Origin of the sequence: Nocardioides cremeus, from assembly GCF_030518195.1 — a bacterium.
GTDB classification, from domain to species: domain Bacteria; phylum Actinomycetota; class Actinomycetes; order Propionibacteriales; family Nocardioidaceae; genus Nocardioides; species Nocardioides cremeus.
Window position 1 is genome coordinate 1 of the sequence record NZ_JAULSC010000349.1, and the last position, 273, is coordinate 273.

At 44.7% G+C, this 273-nt stretch carries 1 protein-coding gene; it reads left to right on the plus strand.

The genetic code is table 11. The features are described 5' to 3' along the window. A partial coding sequence (locus QWJ41_RS21335) for a lantibiotic dehydratase (protein WP_302710512.1) occupies positions 1 to 273 on the plus strand: 273 nt, incomplete at both ends.

The window sequence follows — 273 nt, forward strand, 5'->3', positions numbered from 1 at the left end:
GCGGATTGAGTTGCGGTTGGTCGGGACTTTTAGCCGCTTATGATTATCTTCCTCGGATTCAATACAAGGACATTATTCTTTCGAGAGAACTGTGGAGAATCAAACAAGAAGAGGTCGAAGGGATGGATAAATTATCCGATTCGGAACTTTCCGTCCGCTTCAGGGAATTTTTACAGAAACGACAAATGCCGACGGAAGTCGTCATTCCCGACAGCGACAACGAACTCTATTTGAATTTGGAAGATACACAATGCCAACGACTGCTTCTGGAAG